This window comes from Achromobacter sp. Marseille-Q4954, assembly GCF_943737025.1.
GTDB classification, from domain to species: domain Bacteria; phylum Pseudomonadota; class Gammaproteobacteria; order Burkholderiales; family Burkholderiaceae_B; genus Achromobacter; species Achromobacter bronchisepticus_A.
Genome location: NZ_CALSFQ010000002.1, coordinates 598,443 through 613,433, shown reverse-complemented (window position 1 = coordinate 613,433; position 14,991 = coordinate 598,443). Strand labels below are relative to the sequence as shown.

General features: G+C 65.8%; 15 protein-coding genes. 4 read left to right on the top strand and 11 right to left on the bottom strand.

All coding sequences use genetic code 11. From position 1 onward, the window contains the following. Nucleotides 1-134: 134 nt before the first annotated feature. Both NGK62_RS20860 and NGK62_RS20855 read left to right on the top strand, forming a co-directional pair. Nucleotides 135-761, top strand: a complete 627-nt coding sequence (locus tag NGK62_RS20860; RefSeq protein ID WP_251880146.1) for a glutathione S-transferase family protein — start codon at nucleotides 135-137, stop codon at nucleotides 759-761. A 226-nt stretch (nucleotides 762-987) separates the two neighbouring features. Beyond that, nucleotides 988-1,578 carry a YceI family protein gene (locus NGK62_RS20855; protein ID WP_251880144.1) on the top strand — a complete coding sequence of 197 codons (591 nt, stop codon included), beginning with the start codon at nucleotides 988-990 and terminating at the stop codon, nucleotides 1,576-1,578. A gap of 43 nt (nucleotides 1,579-1,621) precedes the next feature. On the opposite strand, the gene NGK62_RS20850 is transcribed toward NGK62_RS20855, so the two are convergent. Both NGK62_RS20850 and NGK62_RS20845 read right to left on the bottom strand, forming a co-directional pair. Then, a complete protein-coding gene (locus NGK62_RS20850) occupies nucleotides 1,622-2,110 on the bottom strand; it encodes a DUF6644 family protein (protein WP_251880142.1) in 489 nt (162 codons plus the stop codon). Between the two features lie 11 nt (nucleotides 2,111-2,121). Continuing rightward, on the bottom strand, nucleotides 2,122-2,508 hold the full coding sequence (locus tag NGK62_RS20845; RefSeq protein ID WP_251880140.1) for a DUF6152 family protein: 387 nt from the start codon (nucleotides 2,506-2,508) through the stop codon (nucleotides 2,122-2,124). A gap of 450 nt (nucleotides 2,509-2,958) precedes the next feature. Between NGK62_RS20845 and NGK62_RS20840 the strand changes: the two genes are divergently transcribed. Beyond that, a complete protein-coding gene (locus tag NGK62_RS20840) occupies nucleotides 2,959-4,257 on the top strand; it encodes an APC family permease (protein ID WP_059376220.1) in 1,299 nt (432 codons plus the stop codon). A 61-nt stretch (nucleotides 4,258-4,318) separates the two neighbouring features. Next, nucleotides 4,319-5,182 carry an SAM-dependent methyltransferase gene (locus tag NGK62_RS20835; RefSeq protein ID WP_251880139.1) on the top strand — a complete coding sequence of 288 codons (864 nt, stop codon included), beginning with the start codon at nucleotides 4,319-4,321 and terminating at the stop codon, nucleotides 5,180-5,182. Between the two features lie 16 nt (nucleotides 5,183-5,198). Here the strand turns inward: NGK62_RS20835 and NGK62_RS20830 are convergent, their stop codons facing one another. From NGK62_RS20830 to NGK62_RS20790, 9 genes are all read right to left on the bottom strand, one after another. Continuing rightward, nucleotides 5,199-6,503, bottom strand: coding sequence for a type II toxin-antitoxin system HipA family toxin (locus NGK62_RS20830; RefSeq protein ID WP_251880137.1), 1,305 nt, complete (start codon nucleotides 6,501-6,503; stop codon nucleotides 5,199-5,201). 13 nt (nucleotides 6,504-6,516) lie between these two features. After that, a complete protein-coding gene (locus tag NGK62_RS20825) occupies nucleotides 6,517-6,861 on the bottom strand; it encodes a helix-turn-helix transcriptional regulator (protein WP_059376116.1) in 345 nt (114 codons plus the stop codon). A 120-nt stretch (nucleotides 6,862-6,981) separates the two neighbouring features. Further along, nucleotides 6,982-7,923: a S66 peptidase family protein gene (locus NGK62_RS20820; RefSeq protein WP_251880919.1), complete on the bottom strand. Its 942-nt coding sequence runs from the start codon at nucleotides 7,921-7,923 to the stop codon at nucleotides 6,982-6,984. A 212-nt stretch (nucleotides 7,924-8,135) separates the two neighbouring features. Continuing rightward, complete coding sequence (locus tag NGK62_RS20815; protein WP_251880135.1) at nucleotides 8,136-8,861, bottom strand: RNA pseudouridine synthase; 726 nt, start codon at nucleotides 8,859-8,861, stop codon at nucleotides 8,136-8,138. Continuing rightward, nucleotides 8,858-9,007 carry a hypothetical protein gene (locus NGK62_RS20810; protein ID WP_251880133.1) on the bottom strand — a complete coding sequence of 50 codons (150 nt, stop codon included), beginning with the start codon at nucleotides 9,005-9,007 and terminating at the stop codon, nucleotides 8,858-8,860. The genes NGK62_RS20815 and NGK62_RS20810 overlap by 4 nt, the downstream gene beginning before the upstream one ends. Before the next feature lie 121 nt (nucleotides 9,008-9,128). Next, the gene (gene ydiK / locus NGK62_RS20805; protein WP_059376105.1) at nucleotides 9,129-10,259 is read right to left on the bottom strand and encodes an AI-2E family transporter YdiK; all 1,131 of its coding nucleotides are present in this window, start codon (nucleotides 10,257-10,259) and stop codon (nucleotides 9,129-9,131) included. A gap of 156 nt (nucleotides 10,260-10,415) precedes the next feature. Then, nucleotides 10,416-11,864, bottom strand: a complete 1,449-nt coding sequence (locus NGK62_RS20800; protein ID WP_251880131.1) for an MltF family protein — start codon at nucleotides 11,862-11,864, stop codon at nucleotides 10,416-10,418. Between the two features lie 174 nt (nucleotides 11,865-12,038). Further along, a complete protein-coding gene (locus NGK62_RS20795) occupies nucleotides 12,039-13,073 on the bottom strand; it encodes a DNA-binding protein (protein WP_251880129.1) in 1,035 nt (344 codons plus the stop codon). Between the two features lie 633 nt (nucleotides 13,074-13,706). Then, nucleotides 13,707-14,990 carry an MFS transporter gene (locus tag NGK62_RS20790; RefSeq protein ID WP_251880127.1) on the bottom strand — a complete coding sequence of 428 codons (1,284 nt, stop codon included), beginning with the start codon at nucleotides 14,988-14,990 and terminating at the stop codon, nucleotides 13,707-13,709. Between the last annotated feature and the right edge of the window lies 1 nt (nucleotide 14,991).

Sequence of the window (14,991 nt, the reverse complement as noted above, 5' to 3'; positions counted from 1 at the left end):
ATGTAGATCAGACAATGCCGCCGCTTCTTGCGCGTCGCCGCCAAACTTGGCGCAGGCAAGTGATCGGGCTACCCTGTAGCCGGCAGCCCGTTGCGGCGACTTGGCTTTTCAACCATAGAAAGTAGAGGATGCGGATGTCCCGTTGGACTTTTTACTCAGCCCCTGGCACCTGTGCGCTGGCGACGCATATCGCCCTGCATGAAGCGGGCGCCGATTTCGACCTGGTCAAGCTCGACATGGGCGCCGGGCAGCAGCAGAGCCCCGAGTACCTGCGCGTCAATCCCAAGGGCCGCGTGCCGGCGCTGGCGACCGAGCACGGCGTGCTGACCGAGACCCCTGCCCTGCTCGCCTTCGTGGCGCAGAGCTTTCCGGCCGCGCAGCTGGCGCCGGTCGACGATCCCTTCGCCTTCGCGCGCATGCAGGAGCTGGCGAGCTATCTGGCGTCCACCGCCCACGTGGCCCACGCGCACAAGCGCCGCGGCGCGCGCTGGGCCGACGATCCGGCCGCGCACGCCGCCATGCAGGCCAAGGTGCCGCAGACCATGACCACCTGCGCCGCCTATCTGGAATCGCAGATCGTCGGTCCCTGGGCGGCGGGCGAGCGCTACAGCGTGGTCGACGGCTATCTCTTTACGATAGGCAGCTGGTTGGAGGGCGACGGCGTCGACCTTGCGCAGTTCCCCAAGCTCGCGGCCTATCTGGCCCGGGTCGCGGCAAGACCCGCCGTGCAGCGCGCACGGGCCGAAGCCCAGGCTTCCTGAAGGCGGCGGGCTGGCCGGCGCGCGAGGCCCGGCCAGCACTGCCACTTATCGTATCGGTTTGATTGGCATCAAAACTGGAACGCTGCAGTCAGTTTCGGCGGACTAGCGCGGTATTGCATCCTTTCCTATCCTTCTTCCGTGCCGTTGCTGTCAGCGCGTTTTAAGCTGGCGAGCTGACGGAATGCGCGTCCTGGCTCCTCCAGACGCCGAACATACCGAGAATCGAATGAAGCACACCTACGCAGCATTTCTGGCCGCCTCGCTGCTGGCCTTGGGCAGCCTGCCGGCGCACGCCGCGCCCGTGGACTACCAGATCGACCCGGAACACACGGAAGTCGTGGTGACCTGGGACCACCTGGGTTTCTCCAAGCCCACCGCGCATGCCGGAGCCGTGACGGGCGTCATCCGCTACGACGCCGCTCAACCCGCGAAGTCGGCCGTCGACCTGCGCGTGCCGGTGGTGCGCCTGACGTCGCACGTGCCCAAGCTGGACGAAATGCTGCAAGGCGCCGAGTTCTTCCAGGCGGCCAAGTATCCGGAGATCCAGTTCAAGAGCACCTCGGTGGCCGACCACGGCAATGGCAATCTCAGCATCAGCGGCGTCCTGCGCATCAAGGACATCGAAAAGCCGGTGGTGTTGCAGGCGCGCCAGAACAAGCAAGGCATCCATCCGATGGCGCAGCGTCCGGCCATCGGCTTTGACGCCATGACGGTCGTCAAGCGCAGCGATTTCGGCGTGGATGCGTTCGCGCCAGGAGTGAGCGACGAGGTGCAACTGCGCATCACGGTCGAGGCCGTGGCCGACGCCGCGCGCTGAATTCCCGGGCGCTGCGATCGCCGCACGCGCAAGGCCCTGGCTGCTAAGACAGGAACCCGATCCAGCGCCCCGCCACCAGGCAGGCCAGCCATAGAAATAGCGAGGCGCCTGCGCGCACGCGCATGGCGCCCGTCGCCCTGCCTTCGCCCTGCACCGTCTGCCAGGCTTTGCTGCGGCGCGCGAGCACGGCATTGGCCGCGGCCGCGGTCAACAGGCCCATCTTGATTCCGAACGCGGGATTCGCCAGGTATTCCAGCGGCTGGACGCTGAAGAGCATGGCGCCCGTCAATACCGCCAGCGCCAAGCCCGCCGCCGCGGTTCTGGCGAACACGGGCGCCAGCACAGCCAGCGGTCCGGGCTTGAGCAGCCCCAGCAGGCGCAGGTCCAGCGGAACGATGGAGCCTATGAGCAGGCCGATGGCGCCGATGTGGGCGGCGTTCACCAGCAGATACAGCGTGCTCCACCGCCGCAGCCAGATCGACGGCGGCAGGGTCTCAAGCTGTTCGAGCGCAAGGCGCAGCAGCTCAGGCATGGCCCGGCCGGTCAGGGCTTCTTGATGCGGCTGGGATAAATGTCGTAGGTCTTGCCGCCCACCTTGATCTGGACGGCCTTCATGCGCTTGGCGTCCGACTCGCGGTCGCGGTTGCCGATGGCGGTGATGGCGTCGCCCGGCTTGGCGGAGCCGTCGACGAATCCGGCGTCCTTGGTCTGGGTGGGATTGCCCAGCTCCACGCGCCAGACGCCGTCGTCGGCGCGCACGTCCAGCCAGGGATGCGGGGGCGCAATCTGCACTTGCTGGACCGTGCCTTGCAGCGTCATCTGTTCGGATTCGGCCCAAGACCAGCCGTGATGCGCCATCGCGGCGGGCGCCAGGCCCATCAGTCCGGAAAGCGCCAGCGCTGCCGTGGCCACGCGTATGGATAGCTTCATGTCGCTGCTCCTGAATTACGGTTTGGCTCCCTTCCCTGCGCGGCGGCCGCTCGTGTGGCGCGCGTCCGGCGCAACCAGCATAACGCGGCAGGTCAGCCATATCGAGCGTGATTCAATGCTAAGAAATCACTTTAAATAAAGCACTTCAAGAACATAAATAATCATCTAAAAATCAAAGGCATAGAGAGTTATTTTTATAGTTTGGATGATGCTGAATCTACGCTGAATTCAAGAAATCAGCGATTGTTTCGGGAAAACCCGAAGAAACTTTCCCGCTTGCACACTGGTCGCAAATTGTTCAGGTGATTGTCAGGCACCGTCCCCAAATGGCGCCGTCTCCGCGCGCCCGCCGCGCCCAACCGAGAGCATCCGATGACACAGCCCACCCTGCGTTCGTCCGCGAATCCGGCCTTGTTGCTCCAGCCGCGCGCGTCGGCCGGTTTATCGGTGATGGATGCCACCATGGTGCTGGTAGGCGTGGTGATCGGGATCGGCATATTCGGCTTTCCGCCGCTGGTGGCGCAGCACGCGGGTTCCGAGGCGATGTACATCGCCTTATGGTGCGCGGGCGGCCTGGTGATGCTGGTTGGCGCGCTTTGCTACGGCGAGCTGGGTTCGGCCTATCCCGGCGCGGGCGGCGAATACCTGTATCTGACGCGGGCCTGGGGGCGGCAGGTGGGACTGATGTTCGCCTGGGCGCGTTGCTCTGTCATCCAGACCGGCGCCATCGCCGTGGTCGCCTATATCTATGGCGATTACGCACAACGGCTCGCGCCCCTCGGTCCGTACGGCCCTGCTCTGCACGCGGCGATATCGGTGGTGGCGCTGACCGCCTTGAACGTGGCGGGAACGCGCTATTCCAAGCGGCTGCAATGGGTGTTCACCGCGCTGACGGTGGCGGCCCTGGCGGCGGTGCTGATCGCCAGCCTGGCCGCCGCGGGAGACAGCCCGCTGCGCAGCGATGCCGAACCGATGCCTTTGACCGGCAATACCGCGGGCCTGCTGGGCATGGGCATGGTGTTCGTGCTGCTGACCTACGGCGGCTGGAACGAAGCCGCTTATCTCAGCGGCGAGCTGCGCGACCCGGGCCGCAACATGAGCCGGGTGCTGCTGATCGGCACGCTGCTGGTGACGGGCGCGTACGTGTTGACCAACCTGGCGTTGCTGGAGATCTTCGGCCTGCAGGGACTGCGCGATACGCCAGCGCTGGGGGCGGACGTGATGCAGCTGGCGGCCGGCCCCTACGCAGCCGCCCTGCTCAGCCTGACGATCTGCGCCACGGCGCTCAGCACCATCAACGGCACCATCATCACTGGGGCGCGGGTGTATTGCGCCCTGGGCCGCGACGTGCCGCGGCTGCGCGCGCTGGCGGCGTGGAACGCGCAAGGCGAGACGCCCGCTTCCGCGCTGCTGGTCCAGGGCGCGATCACGCTTGCGCTGATCGCGCTAGGCGCCTTCAGCCAGAACAGCGTGCAGACCCTGGTGGCCTACACCGCGCCGGTGTTCTGGATCTTCATGCTGCTGGTTGCGGCCTCGGTGTGGCGGCTGCGGCGCATCGATCCGGACCGGCCGCGCCCGTTCCGCGTGCCGCTCTATCCCTTGCCCCCGCTGCTGCTGGCGCTGACCTGCGCGGGCCTGGTGGTGTCCAGCGCCATGTATGCCGGCGCCGGCGCGCTGATCGGGCTGGCGGTGCTGGCGGCGGGCCTGCCGCTGCTGCGCCTGCTGGGTCCCGCGCAGCCGCGGGCCTGATCACTGTTTCCCCCGGGGCGGCGGTTCCGTCCGCATGCCTTACCTGCAAGGAGTCCACATCATGCACATCGCGATTCAATCCTTCGGATCCGCCGCCCGTACCGCCATGCCGCCGTTGCGCGGCGCCTTGATCGCGTCGGCAGCCGCGCTGGCGCTGGCATGCGCTCCGCTGCCGTCGCTGGCCGCCACCGCGCAGCCCTCGGAACAGAAAGAGTACGTGCCCGACGTCGGTCAGGACGGCAAGGACGTCATCTGGGTGCCTACGCCCCAGGCCCTGGTCGATACCATGCTGGACATGGCCAAGGTCACGCCCAAGGACAGATTGATGGACCTGGGCTCGGGCGATGGACGCACCGTCATTACCGCGGCCCAGCGCGGCCTGACGGCCCAGGGCATCGAGTACAACCCGGATCTGGTCGAACTGTCGCGCCGCAACGCGCAGCGCGCCGGCGTTGCCGACCGCGCCACCTTCGTGACGGCGGACCTGTTCGCCACCGATCTGTCGCAGGCGGACGTGATCACCATGTTCCTGCTGTCGACCATCAACGAAAAGCTGCGGCCCAAGCTGCTGGAACTGGCGCCGGGCACCCGCATCGTGTCGAACTCCTTCCGCATGGGCGATTGGGAGCCGGACGCCGAGGAAACCATCCGGCAGGACTGCAACACCTACTGCACGGCGCTCCTGTGGATCGTGCCCGCCAAGGTGGCGGGCAACTGGGAGGTGGACGGCCAGCCCCTGCAGCTGGAGCAGCGCTACCAGCGCCTGTCCGGCAAGCTGGGCGGCGCGCCGATTTCGGAGGCGCGGCTGAACGGCGCCGAGATCTCCTTTGTCGCCAACGGCGTGCGCTATACCGGGACGGTGAACGGCAAGCAGATGAACGGCAGCGCCGCCGGCGGGGGGAGCTGGTCGGCCAAGCGGGTGTAAGGCCGGCGCGGGCGTGTCATGCGGCGTGGCGCCAGGCCATCAAGGACGCTTCCACATACCCGATTTCCTGAGCCGTCATGCCTGCCATGCCGTAATAGCGCTGGCGCTGCGCCACCACCTCGCGCACGTGCTCCAGGATGCCGCGCGCGACGGCTTCCGAGCGCAGGCCGAAGCGCCGGTACTCGCTCAGGCAGTTCTGGAATGAGCTTTCGCGGCCGGCCGCGCCGATGTGCAGGTAGTGCCTGGCGGAGCCTTCCTGCGTGACCACGTCGAACAGGGGCGACAGCCGGTAGGTCTGCGCGCCCTCGTCCTTCACGAAGCCGACGTTCTTCAGGTGGTCGTCGGTATTGTGGACGGCCACGTTCAGGACCATGCGCGCGTACAGCTCTTTCAGGTCCTGCACCGGGTTGGACGAAATCCGGCGCGTGACGTCCGCCAGCCGCGCGTAGGAATACGTGGCCTTGCCGCGCGCCTCGTCGAGCTCGCGCTTGCCGATCTGCGCCGAGGGGCTGATCAGCGCTGCGCCGCTGAGGAAATGGCGGCGCGCGACGATCGGGGTTGCGCCCTGCCCGGCCGACAGCAGTTCGCGGTCGAAGCGGTGCGTCAGCAGGACCGCGCCCAGGTGCGTTTCAGCCAGGCGGATCTCGGGCACCGTCATGCCGATGGCGCGCGCCATCTGCAGGTTGGCGTACTCGACGCGCTGGCGGTCGTAGGAATCCCCCTTGCGCGGAAACTTGGCGATCCACATTTCGCCGCGCTCGTCGCGCACGATGGTCTTGGGGCGCGCGCCGCCGATGTCCCAGGAACTGCCCAGGATGTCGCGGTACAGGCCCTTGGGCTTGACGCCCTGGTCGATGTCGGCGAGCAGGTCGGCAAGCGATTCCACCTGGCTGAGTTCCGGCAGGCGGTAGGTCTTGCGCATGTTCGGCGTGAGCCGGCGGGCGCTGAAGAACAAGGCCCCCACGCCCATGCCGCGGCCCTTGAGCAGCACTTCGTCCTCGGTCACGCGAGCGCCGGCGTTGTCCACGCGCATGACGTTGCGGCCCCAGGCGTCGGGCGCGGCGTCAAAGATCGCGCCCAGCGTTTCGTAGCGGCTTTCGGTGCGGAAGGTGGTGCGCGCATCCACCAGCGGCAGGTTCAGCGGATCCAGCGCAAAGGCGCGCGGGTCGTTCACGTAGGACTGCACGTAGGTGAATTCGGCGTAGAAGCGGCTTTCGTCCGAATCGTCCAGCGTAAGCAGGCCGGCGAGCACGGCCTCGCCGCGGATGTCGACGTAGACATACAGCTCGCTCTCCACCGATTTGTGTTTTCTTGCTTTCACGTTTTGCGTGGCGCTACAGCTGGGTGGGATCGGCGCGGTGCGTGTTGGGCGTTTTGCCGCTGCCCCGGCTGGGCCGGCGCACCGCGTCCAGGCGTTTGCCTACGCCGTCCAGGTCGGGGTCGCCCAGGGCGTAGACCTGGTCCGCATAGCCGTACTGCAGCAAGGCTTCAATGGCCAGCGCCAGGGACACGCCGCCGTCGCCGCGTTCCAGGCGCGTGACCGTGGCGCGCGACACGCCCATGCGGGCAGCCAGCATGGACTCGGTTTCGGCGCGGCGCAACCGGGCGGTGCGGATGTTGGCGCCAAGGCGCGCAAGCGCCATGGCGGCATCGAAGCTGGGTTCGATCTTCTTTTTCATGAATCAATAATAGTGCGTTGTTTGGTAATTTGCACTATTAATGAGTCATTTTTGGATTTAAGAATGCTATTTTAATAAGGCATAGTCATATTTTATGCCTCATTAATGGATCATTCCAGGTCACACCACCACTGCTTGCTCCAGCCGCAATCCGCCACGCCCCGTGTCCAGCGTGACCTGTGCGCCCAGCGGCAAGGTCAGGTTCGGATCGCCATGGCCGCTGGGCCATCCGGCCAGCGCCGGAATGCCGCGCGAGCGGAACTGGTCGAGTATCAGCGGGTACAGCAGCCCCTGCGCCTGGGCATCGTCGCCCGGCACGCCCAGGATGCGCGTGAAGTTGCCGACCAGTACTCCCTTGAGGTCATCGAACTTGCCCGCCGCAGCCAACTGGCTCAACAGCCGGTCGATGCGAGGCAAGGCTTCGTTGACGTCCTCGATGAAAAGAACGGCGCCGCTGGTGTCGATTTCGCTATCGGACCCGATCAGTGCGCCGATCAGCGCGAGATTGCCGCCGATCAGCCGTCCGGTCGCCGTGCCCGGTATCAGTTCCGTGGCGGTGGCGTAAGGCGGCGGCATGATCCACGCCCCCTGCCCCACCTGGCCGCTGATCATGGACAGCAGGTTCGATTCGGTGGGTTCGCGCTTGCCGGCCAGCAGGTCCTGCGCCAGCATCGGCCCGTGGAACGTGACGAAACCGGCGCGGCGCTGCATGGCCAGGTGCAGGGCCGTGATATCGCTATAGCCGATGAAGGGCTTGGGGTGGCGGCGCAGCAGATCGAAGTCCAGCTGATCCAGCAGGCGCCAGGAACCAAAGCCGCCCTGCAGGCACCAGACGGCGCCGATATCGGGCGCGGCGAACGCCGCATGCAGGTCGGCCAACCGGTCGGCGTCCGATCCCGCCAGATAGTCATAGGGGGCGTCCAGCCGTGAACGCGCGGCCGGCATGACCTGCGGCACGTAGCCGCGCGCGGACAGCCATTCGGCCGCTTCGTCCGCGGCATCCAGCGCGGCGGACGCGGGCGCCACGATGGCGATGCGCGCGCCGGGTTTGAGCGCGGGCACGGGGGCTGCGGCGCTGCTGACAACCGGGGGCGCGCCGGAGCCGGGCTTGGCCGACTGCGGCGCGCGGCGCGGCGCAGGCTTGGGCGCCGCGCAGCCGGCCAAGGCGGCGGACAGGCACAGGGCGCCGGCATTGATCAAGAAACCCCGGCGTCCGGGATCGCGCTGTGGTCGCTGGCCTTGCGGCGCTTGTTCCATGGTCATCCCTGCTGCCGTCAGAAGCGTTCGTAGTCCAGGCGGTAGCGCCATTGCCCCAGGCCCAGGCCGGCCATCGGCAGGCGGCCGATGCGGATGCGGCGCAGGGCCTGCAGGCGCAATCCCGCCGCATCGCACACGTACTCGATGAAGCCGGGCGCGGGCGTCTTCAGGGCGAAGCGCAGATGGGTTTCGTTCTGCCAGCTGACCTTCATGGGCGTGGCGGCGCGGCCGTCGTAAGCCATGCCGCGCTGCAGGCGCGCCAGGTCGGGGGCGCTGAGCTGGCCGGACACCTGGGCCACGTACTCCTGCTCCACGTAGCGCCCCTCTTCCACCAGCTTGCGGGCGATCGGGTACTCCTGCGTGTAGACGACCAGGCCGCTGGCTGCGCGCTCCAGCGGCGTGACCAGCTTCAGGCCATTGAACATGCGCTTCAGGTAGCGCTGCCCGGAACGGTCGCCGGGCATCAGGTTCTCAGGCAGGATCAGGTCGCGCGCGGAGCCGGGTTCGTCATTGGCGTAAAGGCCGGCGGGCTTGTGCAGCAGTACGGTCACGGGACGCGCGTCTTCCAGGCGCGCGCCCGGCAACAGGCCCACGGACTGGCCGGGCGCCACCCGATAGCCCGGCTCCTCGACCTGCTTGCCATCCACGGCGGCCCAACCGCCCTCTATGTAGCGTTCCGCGTCGCCGCGCGAGCAGGACAGTTCGGCGGCCAGACGCTTGGCCAGGCGTACGTTTTCGCTCATTGCGCCACCGCCTTGTGCGGGAAAGCCGCGGGGCCGGGTGTGGAACCAGGCCGTGTATCGAGCCGTGCTTCGAGCCGTGCTTCGGGCAGGGCTTCGGACCAGGAAGAGTAGCCGCCTTGCAGCGGCGCCAGAGGGTGCATCGTCATGAGGTATTGCCGGGGTGTTGCCAGAAAAGCGGGCACTGCGCCCGCGACGTGAGGCAGATGTTACGCCCTTCCCCGGCAGGCTGCCCGGCGCGGCCTGGCTGGCAGCCGATGCCGGCGGCGTTCAGACCGGCGGAAATCCGGCGCGTTCCGCGGGCGTTGCGGCGGGCTCCGTTTCCGCGTCCAACGCGGCGGGCGGCGGCACTTCTTCGATCCAGGCGTTGAGCAGCGTATGGGTCACCGCCAGGATCACCGGGCCGATGAACAGGCCCACGATGCCGAAGGCAAACAGTCCGCCCAGCACGCCCACCAGGATCAGCAGCAAGGACAGGTTGACGCCGCGCTTGATGAGCAACGGCCGCAGCAGGTTGTCCAGCATCGCCACCAGCACCGCCCAGACCAGCAGGACCGCGGCCGCCAGCTTCATGTCGTTCTGGAACAGCCAGACCACGCCAGCCAGCATGGGCAGGAATGGCCCCAGCTGCGCCAGGCACAGCATCACCATCAGCGCGGTGAGGATGCCGGCAGCCGGCACGCCCGCGATCCACAGGCCTATCCCGCCCAGCCCGGACTGCACCACGGCGGTCACGACGATGCCCAGCGCCACGGCGCGTATCGCCTGCCCGGCAAGCTTGACGGCCGCCAGGCCGCGCTGGCCCGCCAGCCGGTTGAAGAAGCGCCGCACGAAATCGACCGCCACCTCGCCCTTGGTATAGAGGATGCCAGCCACGACCACGGTGATCAGCATGTGCATCATGAAGGCGCCGACGATGGCGGCATGCCCGAGCAGCCAGGCCGCGGCGCTTGTCAGATACGGTTCGAGCTTGGCCAGCAGGCCGCCGGCGCCGGCGTCCGACAGGGTCTGCCATTCCTGCGCGATCTTGGGGCCGACCAGTGGAATGCCGTGGACCCACGCGGGCGGCGCCAGCAGCGCGTAGTCGGGCAGGCTCTTGACCGCGGCCATGATCGAGCTGCTGTGCAAGGCCAGCGTCGAGATCACCTCGTAGAGCGGCAGCACGATGACGAACAGCAGGATGACCAGCATGGTCAGGGTACCCATCCAGCGCCGTCCGCCGCAATAGCGCTGGATCGCCAGCATGACCGGCCAGGTCGCCACGACGATCGTGGTGGCCCAGACCAGGCCGGGCAGGAACGGGCGCAGGATGTAGACGCTGCCTGCCATCAGGCCGGCCAGGATCACGATGACGAGGATGATGCGGGCGAGATCGACCGTCTGGCGTGGAAGAGGATTCAACCGCGGCTCCTGACAGGGCCGGCAGCCCTGATCTGTGGCGCATCGATGCCGGCGGGGCGTCTGCCGGATGGGTGCATGCGGATGCGCCTGTGGCGAATTTATCCGAAAAACCCGCGGACATACACCGTGGCGGCCCGCAAGCGGCGCCGCCTCCGGCTAGCGCGGCGTCCCCGCGCCGTCGCCCGCGCCCTGCGCGCGCACCAGCGTATAGGCGATGTAGTACTTGAAGATATTGCTCACGTATTGCACGGTTTCGCGCCCGATGCGCTCGGCCGCCACCCGCTCCACATTGTCGAACCAGACGTTCGGGTCCAGTCCGCTGGCGGCGGCTTCCTTGCGCAGCTGGTTGATCCGGGCGGGGCCGGCGTTATAGGAAGCGAAAGCGAACAATCCCTTGTTCAAGTCCGTCATGGGCTCTTTCGCGTAGTACTGGTCGATCATGAAGCGGATGTACTTGACGCCGGCGTGTATGTTGAACTCCTCGCGCCGGATATCGCCTACCTTCAGTTCCTTGCCGGTGGCCGGCATGATCTGCATGACGCCTATCGCCCCGACCGAGCTCTTGGCATCCTGGTCCAGCCGCGACTCCTGGTAGCCCTGGGCCATCATGAGCAGCCAGTCTATGTTGTATTCATCCCCGTACTTGCGGAAGAACTCCGCCAGGCGGTGGAATTTCTCGATTTCCTCGGGGTCGGTGGCGCCCTTCACCCATTTCACGGATTTCAGGTACTTGGTGAGCTGCTGGTTGCCGAAAGAGGTGCCGACGCGGTTCTTCTCCATGAAGGGGTTGAGCACCGCCGCGAGCTTGGGCGAGTTCTTGCGGAAGGCGAAGGCGATGTCGTTGCCCTTGTCGATCTCCAGGTTCGCGTAGACCTTGATCTGCGGGAAGATCTGCTTCCAGAAATTGGCCAGGTAGCGGTCGGCGACGGTGTACTTGACCAGATCCGCGCTGGCCATCTCCAGGATGTCATCGGTCTCGAAGTTGCCGGGCGCATCGCGGATGATGGCCGGCTTCAGGCCTCTGGCCTCCAGATCCGCGTTCAATGTCTTGACGCTGCCGTAGTAGCTGCTGACGGGGTTGATGAAGATTTCCTGTCCGGAAAGATCGTCCAGCGACTTGAGCTCGGGCGCGCCTGGCGAGGCCACGATCAGCTCCGGCACGCCCGACGCCAGCGGCGTGGAAAAATCGACCAGCTTCCGGCGTTCCTCGGTGACCGTCAGGTTGGCCGCGACGATGTCGCCCTTGCCCGCCAGCAGATCGGGAATCAGGCGTTCGCGCGAGGTCGGCAGAAGCACCACGTACACGCGGATGTTCTTGTTCTTGAGCTGCCGGTTCAGGTCGTTCTCGAACTCGGTCATCATCTCGGCGATGATGCCGCGCTGCGTGCCGCCCTTGTCCAGGAAATACAGGGTTTTGTTGTAAGGCACCAGCACGCGGACCTGCCGGCGCTTGACCATGCCGTCGAAATCCCCGGTCCAGGGCTTCATGTTGTAGGCCAGCGCCAGCGGGTCGCCTTTGCCCTTTGTCGCCTGGGTATACCCAGGCGATGGAGGCAGCCACAGCAACAGCGCGCAGAGCATCGAGGCAATCACGCGAAATGACATAGTTCCTCCGGCTGGCCGGGTTACTGCGTCGCTATATATATGTGCCGCGTGGCGGGGCGCGTTGCGCGCTTCGCCATTCCTATAACAATAATCCGAATCGGGTCGCCGGGGGCATGCCGCGCATCCTTTTGCCGCGAACCTCGAACCGTGATGCGCCAGGCGGCGCGCGCGGCGCTAGGACCCCGGAAGCTCCGGCCGCGCCTGCCCCGGATCCTGCCGCTGGACTTGCGCCAGCAGATGCCGGGTCAGTTCGCCCAGTTGCTCATCCTTCCCTTTCAACTGCGCGAGGTAGTCGGACGCGCGTTGCTCGGCCGCCGCCAGCCGGGATTCCAGCGCCATTTCGCGTTCACGCGCTGCCGCCCGTGCCGCGCTGGCCGCGGCCTGATCGGCTTGCTGGCGCGCTTGCAGGGCCTGGATCTCGCCGCCCGCAGCCTGCGCCTTATGTTCGGCCTGGCGGCGCAGCTCCTGTTCCTGCTCCAGCGCCTTGCGCGCCTGCGCCGCCTGCTGCTGGCTGGCGGTCTGCGCCTCGTCCAGCCGGGTCTGCAAGCGTTTGACGGCGCCGCGTTCGCTGTCCAGTTCGTTCAGCCAGCGGCGCTCGTGGGCAGTGTGGCGGGTTTCCAGCGCGTCGAGCGCCTGGGCATGCTGGGTGCGGATCTTCTCGCTTTCCGCCAGCGCCGCCTGCGTGGCGCCGCGTGCGTCTTCCAGCTGCAGCTGGTTGCGCCTGAGCAGTTCATCGCGTTGGCGCAACTGCTGTTCGGCCGCCAGCAGCCGTTCTTCGGCGGCGGCCAATTGGGAAGTGGCCACCCTCAGGGCTTCCTGCAGATCCTGTTCGCGATGCGCAAGCTGGGCTTCGCGCTGCTGCAGCTGTTCGGCGTCGGAGGCGAGCTGCTCCCCTTCCCGCGCCAGTTCTTCCCAGCGACCGCGATAGGCCTGTTCCTGCTGCGCGCGGGCCTCGGCCAAGGCGGCTTCCCAGAAGTGCGAGGCCGCCTGCGCTACCGGGTCGGGTACGGCCGCGGGCGCCGCGAACGCGCCCGGGTCCTTGATGCGCGCGCCCAGCGAACGGAACCAGGTTTCGAGATAGGGGCTGACGGTGTTGGGCGAACCCCGGCCGATCTTTTGCCGCACCCGTTCGATGGTGGGCCGCGCGCCCTCCAGCAGCAAGGCGTCGGCGGCGGTCCAGACGTCAGTTTCGGTAATTCCGGTGGCCATGCGCGTGCTCCGTGCCGGATTTGGCAACTGTAGGATAATTACCCACGATAATGGAACCTTATCGTTGGTAATTTCATATTTATGTTAGATATCATACATGACACATAAGAAATATAACATTCATTCAGGCTTGTCGACTCTTCTATGAAAGAAGTAGGCGAAAACGTGCGCCCCTCCCCCCTTGTGGGGGCCAGAGGCATAGGTGACAGGTGTATGAGGGCATGGGTAACACTCTTCCGGGATGGCTGCCCAGGAGAGTCCCATGCCTTGGCGGGCAGTTATCGTGAACTGTCAGAAGGCCGAGGTTTGCGGCGTTGGCGGGCGACCCGTGCCGATTGGAGTTCTCGCACACTATCGCCTGTCCAGGCCCATCAACACTGGTACAACGGCACGCGTTGGGCCGCCTCGGGCATGGGCACTCTGACGCGGTTGGCCGTCAGGTTGATTCGGCTCGGCGTCGAGCTCACACATCGCCGGCCCGCACGCCCCCAAAGCAACAGTAAGGATAAGCGGCTCCGCCGCTTCGTCGAGGCTGGGATCATGGACCAAAGCCGTGGCAGACGCGTCCATGCGATTACGCCACGGCGGATCCATTCGAGAGGGGGCCGCTTCAAGGCCCACCCAGGCCTCGTCCTAGCTAGAGGCAGGCGACCGCAGCGTTGTTTCCATGCGGCAGTCCAGATCCAGTCTTTTTCGTGTCTTCTCCGGATCTAGCACCATGAATGCCAGGATGCTCACCGCTAGCGCCATGCCGCCACACAGCGTGAAGAACTGATCGAAACCGGCGGAAGCGTCGCCGCCCATATCGGAGATCATGTAACCGATCAGGCCGGGGGTCACGATTCCTGCCAGCGTAACAATGCCGTTGTATATGGCCAGCACCGCGCCGCGTTGCGAGGCTCCGCACAAATGCGCAACGATCGCAAACGCGAACGGGGGCAGCAAGTTGGAGGCGACCGAAGCGATGAGGTACAGCGCTAACGTCATTGGCATATTCCCGCCGACGTAGCGCAGCCCTAGGTAGGCCGCGCCGCCAATCATGATGGCAAAGAGTGGAGGCCAGACCATCGCTTTTTGGAATGACGTACCGTTACGCAGCGCCCTCTTGCTGCCCGCCATCACCAGCAAGTTCACGAACATGAGCGTCAGGGCAAGACATACAAGGTAGAGGGACATTTGCCCCGAGTTCAACCCCACGCCCTCCTGCAGGAAGACGGCTAGCCAGCTGAAGCCGACGACGCTCGGAACACCGCCGATGAAGCCAAGCAACGAAATCATCACGAATGACTTGTTCAGCAAGGTCTGGCGGTAGGAACGCTTTGGACTCGTATCGACCGAGGCATGCGCATCAACAGTGCCTTCTCGACCGAATGGCAGCCAGAGCCCGACCCAACCGACGCTGGCAAGGCCGAGCAATAGATATGAGGTCCGCCAGCCCAAATGTTGAACCGCCAGCGGCAACACCGCACTGGCGACCAATCCGCCAATAATCACGCTGACATGTATCATGGTTGAGACGCCAAGTCGCTCGTTCGGGGCGTACCATTTGAACCCGGCATGCTGAGTTACTGCCGTTGCGGGTCCGGTTCCGGCGCCCAAGAGCAACCTGGCTGCAATCAGAGTGCCCAAGCTGCCCGCGAAGCCAACGGCAAACTGCGATACCGCCCATATCAGCGACATGCCAGTCAAGATCCATTTGGTCTGGACTCGGTTGGCAAGGAAGCCGACTGCCACGCCGGCGATGGAGTAAATAAAGAAGAATGCGCTTCCCGCCAGTCCAAACTCCAGAGGGCTCAGGTCCAAGTCACGAATGATGGACGGCCCAGCAAACGCGAAAATCAGCTTGTCAGCGGTGCAGATGATCGTAGCCATCATCAGCATAGCGAGGGTGAAGCGTTGATAGGGTTGGGTCATCATG

What these genes read in the sequence shown, in the direction of transcription:
- NGK62_RS20860 (WP_251880146.1), top strand. Translation starts at nt 135, where the DNA reads ATGTCCCGTTGGACTTTTTACTCAGCCCCTGGCACCTGTGCGCTGGCG.
- NGK62_RS20855 (WP_251880144.1), top strand. Translation starts at nt 988, where the DNA reads ATGAAGCACACCTACGCAGCATTTCTGGCCGCCTCGCTGCTGGCCTTG.
- NGK62_RS20850 (WP_251880142.1), bottom strand. Translation starts at nt 2,110, where the DNA reads ATGCCTGAGCTGCTGCGCCTTGCGCTCGAACAGCTTGAGACCCTGCCG.
- NGK62_RS20845 (WP_251880140.1), bottom strand. Translation starts at nt 2,508, where the DNA reads ATGAAGCTATCCATACGCGTGGCCACGGCAGCGCTGGCGCTTTCCGGA.
- NGK62_RS20840 (WP_059376220.1), top strand. Translation starts at nt 2,959, where the DNA reads ATGGATGCCACCATGGTGCTGGTAGGCGTGGTGATCGGGATCGGCATA.
- NGK62_RS20835 (WP_251880139.1), top strand. Translation starts at nt 4,319, where the DNA reads ATGCACATCGCGATTCAATCCTTCGGATCCGCCGCCCGTACCGCCATG.
- NGK62_RS20825 (WP_059376116.1), bottom strand. Translation starts at nt 6,861, where the DNA reads ATGAAAAAGAAGATCGAACCCAGCTTCGATGCCGCCATGGCGCTTGCG.
- NGK62_RS20815 (WP_251880135.1), bottom strand. Translation starts at nt 8,861, where the DNA reads ATGAGCGAAAACGTACGCCTGGCCAAGCGTCTGGCCGCCGAACTGTCC.
- NGK62_RS20810 (WP_251880133.1), bottom strand. Translation starts at nt 9,007, where the DNA reads ATGACGATGCACCCTCTGGCGCCGCTGCAAGGCGGCTACTCTTCCTGG.
- NGK62_RS20800 (WP_251880131.1), bottom strand. Translation starts at nt 11,864, where the DNA reads ATGTCATTTCGCGTGATTGCCTCGATGCTCTGCGCGCTGTTGCTGTGG.
- NGK62_RS20795 (WP_251880129.1), bottom strand. Translation starts at nt 13,073, where the DNA reads ATGGCCACCGGAATTACCGAAACTGACGTCTGGACCGCCGCCGACGCC.
- NGK62_RS20790 (WP_251880127.1), bottom strand. Translation starts at nt 14,990, where the DNA reads ATGATGACCCAACCCTATCAACGCTTCACCCTCGCTATGCTGATGATG.